6 protein-coding genes are annotated in these 2,903 nt (G+C 69.9%); all 6 read right to left on the bottom strand.

What is annotated here, in order from left to right; genetic code table 11:
- Nucleotides 1-733, bottom strand: a 733-nt coding sequence (locus A3ES_RS0145370; RefSeq protein ID WP_020393459.1) for a carbohydrate-binding protein, incomplete at its 3' end; no start/stop codon positions are given.
- 1 nt (nucleotide 734) lies between these two features.
- Nucleotides 735-1,040 (bottom strand): hypothetical protein, encoded by a 306-nt coding sequence (locus A3ES_RS0145365; protein ID WP_020393458.1) that lies wholly within the window; start codon nucleotides 1,038-1,040, stop codon nucleotides 735-737.
- 15 nt (nucleotides 1,041-1,055) lie between these two features.
- Complete coding sequence (locus A3ES_RS54880) at nucleotides 1,056-1,508, bottom strand: hypothetical protein (RefSeq protein ID WP_157631097.1); 453 nt, start codon at nucleotides 1,506-1,508, stop codon at nucleotides 1,056-1,058.
- A gap of 119 nt (nucleotides 1,509-1,627) precedes the next feature.
- Nucleotides 1,628-2,098, bottom strand: a complete 471-nt coding sequence (locus A3ES_RS0145355; RefSeq protein ID WP_040457273.1) for a phage virion morphogenesis family protein — start codon at nucleotides 2,096-2,098, stop codon at nucleotides 1,628-1,630.
- 2 nt (nucleotides 2,099-2,100) lie between these two features.
- A complete protein-coding gene (locus A3ES_RS0145350; RefSeq protein ID WP_020393455.1) occupies nucleotides 2,101-2,574 on the bottom strand; it encodes a hypothetical protein in 474 nt (157 codons plus the stop codon).
- A gap of 23 nt (nucleotides 2,575-2,597) precedes the next feature.
- Nucleotides 2,598-2,903 (bottom strand): hypothetical protein (locus tag A3ES_RS50775; protein WP_040457272.1); only part of this gene is annotated, 306 nt, incomplete at its 5' end.

Genomic DNA, 2,903 nt, shown 5'->3' with positions numbered 1-2,903 from the left:
CCAGCCGCCGATGGGCCTTGCAGTGGGCGATCGTCGCCGCGCCGACCAGATCGTGCGGGTACCCGGGGATACCCACGGCGCCCGGACCCAGATCCGGCCCGAACCGCGCCAGCGCGCCGGTGACGCCAGCCGCGACCACCGAGCCGCGCTTGTCGTCGCCGGCAGACAGCGCGGTCTTCGCCAGGATCGCGGGCTGGTTGGCGGGCGGCGCGGTAGCGGATCCGAGCGACAGCGCCCGAATGTAGATCGAGTTCTTCGTCGCGCCGACCGCGTCGGCCGGGGTGACCAAGTTGTCGAAGACCTCGGCGAACGTGCCCTTGTAGAACACGAGGAGCTTGTACGACCCGGCCGCGGTGCCAGCCGCGACCTCCACGCTTACGTCCGTCGACCAGGCGCCGGGGGAGGAGGCCTCGACCCGGAGAGTGTCTAGCGGGACGCCAGCGGCACGGTCCTTGAGCACCAGGAACCCTGTGGTCGGCGCTGCGCCGACGACGCGGGCAACGTAGGCCTCCGATCCGCCCTCCTCGAAGAACGTCCGCAGATCGTCGTACAGCGCGCCGTACGCGACCCGCTGACCCAGCCGGACTTCGTACTCGGCCATCGACCGGACCAGGATCGCGCCCGTGGTGTCGCCGCGCTCTGCCAGGCCGGCCACGAAGTAGCGGGCCGACTCAGGCGACGGCGGGTTGGTCGGTCCGGAACGGGTCGCGGTCCGGACGATCACGCCAGGCATCTCAGGCCTCCGTCTTCTTGGTCGTGGTGGCCTTCGCCGTGGTGCGGGCCATCAAGGTCTGCGGGGCTCCCTGCTCCTGCCGCTTCGCGAGCGTCTCGCGCATCGCGTCAGCGGCCGCAGGGTCAAGGCCTTCCCCGGGGACCGGGTCGAGGGTTTCGATGATGTAGAGACGCCGGTTCGTGACGTCCCTCGCGACGAAGCTGAGCGAGACGTCCGCGGCCGCCCACGACCGGGAGCCGACCATGCGGCCAGCCAGGTCGATGCGCCGCGGAGTGTCGCAGGTGTTGTAGACCGTCTGCCAATCCATGCCGTCACCTTCTGGTCAGAGCGCGGGATGCGGTGGGAGGGAGGCCGTGTCGATCACCGGCGTCTGGACGACGCCCTTCGTCGGCACGGTCCCGAGGACTTCCTGGACCACAAGCAGGAACTCGAGGTACGCGCCGCCGACCGTGGCGTCGGCCTGGTCGACGTCGAGGTCGGAGTACGACTCGCCCAACGAGGAGTCGTCCAGCTGGGCGCGGCCTGTGACCTTGCGGAGCTGCATCAGGACTTCGCGGGCTGCGAGGGTGATCCGCTTCCGAACCCGGTCGGTGTGGGCGAAGCCCTCGCCTCTGGCCCAGACGTAGACCCGGATCCGGTACGTGCAGAGCCAGTGCGTGCCGGTCGCTTCGACGTCGTCGCGGGTCATCCGTTCGAGGGTCTGCCCGACGACCATGACCGCCGGCCACTCCTCGAGCGGGATGGGGACTATCTCGTGGGGGTAGACGACCGCCACGTCTGGAAGGTCCACCGGATCCGCTACCGAAAGCCTTACGCGCAGCTCTGCGGTCTTCGCTGGCAGGGCGGTGCGGAGCCGATCGGCGACCAGCTCGCACGCACCTTCGAGGCCGTCCACTACTTCACGACCGCTTCGCCGGTCATCAGGTACCGCTGCAGCGTGCGGACCCAGCGGGCACGCTCGGCCTCGGTGAACTCAACGGGCCGGCGCTGCGGCATCCGGTCCGTGCCGTTCTGGTGGTACTTGCCGTATGGCACGTTCGAGCCGATCGCCATGGAGTGGCGCTCGATGACCTCGACCCCGAATGGGCGCTGGGTGAGTGACCTCTCAAGGTCGCCGGTCAGGTGCAGGATCTTCGCGCCGGGGTGCCGCTTCGCCTTCCACTTGGCGTACTGGGGCGACAGCGGAGCCCACCCGCCCGACGCGTACTTGCCTTCGGACTTGAACTGTCGGCGCTCGATCGTGGCGAATCGGTCAGCCAACGCATCCCACACCGGGCGCGCGTCCTCCGGCCGCTCCTGGAACCGGGCCAGGGTCCGGTCCAGTTGGGTGTCGCCGTAGAACGAGAACGTCATTCGGACGGCCACGGTCAGAACCTCATGCCGTCAGGAAAAGCGGTCTCGGGGAACGACCATGCCGGGCCGCCGCCGGTCGGCTCCGGGACAGCGTCGTCCTCGTCGGCCAGCCACCCGGCGAGCAAAGACGCCAGCTCACCGAGCCCCGACTGGTAGCGACGCCACAGGACCTCGGCGTACGACGTATCAGCCACCGCAGCCCGCTCGGCGAACCGGGCGGCCTCCACGTAGCTGGCGACCCCGTTGCAGACGACGCCTCGCGCAGCGTCCACCAGGGCCGCCTTGCGGGCATCATCGCGGAGCCGCTCTCGGCCGGCCAGCCGGAGGTCGACGGTGTTGGACAGCTCGTCCAGCCACGTCTCAACCTGGCCGGTGGTGATGCCCTTCTGCCCGGCCGGGATCGCGTCGCGGATCGGGGCGGACGGGACGAGGGCAGCAACGCCGGTCACCGTCGCCCCGAATGGCTCGTGCGGGGTCTCTGCGGCCATGCGTTACCGCCCTCTTTCTTGGGTCAGTCCAGGGGAGCGATCGCGGCGAGGCTGAGACCGCGCGTCGCGGTGGCCTCGTCCAGGTGGACGACGTCGCCCTTGTCAGCGGACAGGTAGTCGCCGTCGACGATCGCGTTGTACCGGGCGATCAGGACGATGTGTGGCCGGTCGCCACCCCACTCGTGCACGACACCAGTGGTGTCGGGGAGCGGGGTGGCGTCCGTCGCCACCTCCCCACCGGAGGCCTCATCGCTCCCGCCAGCGATGAGCTTTGCCAGGGCGTCCAGTCTCGGATCGCCCTGGGGCTGGTCGTCCTCTCCGCCCGGCTC

Source organism: Kribbella catacumbae DSM 19601 (assembly GCF_000372465.1).
GTDB classification, from domain to species: domain Bacteria; phylum Actinomycetota; class Actinomycetes; order Propionibacteriales; family Kribbellaceae; genus Kribbella; species Kribbella catacumbae.
Note: the sequence above shows the minus strand (reverse complement) of the source record. Positions and strands in the feature narration are given on the sequence as shown.

Bases quoted from the DNA above. Each gene is read 5' to 3' on its own strand.
- A3ES_RS0145365 (WP_020393458.1), bottom strand. From the start codon at position 1,040: ATGGATTGGCAGACGGTCTACAACACCTGCGACACTCCGCGGCGCATC.
- A3ES_RS0145350 (WP_020393455.1), bottom strand. From the start codon at position 2,574: ATGGCCGCAGAGACCCCGCACGAGCCATTCGGGGCGACGGTGACCGGC.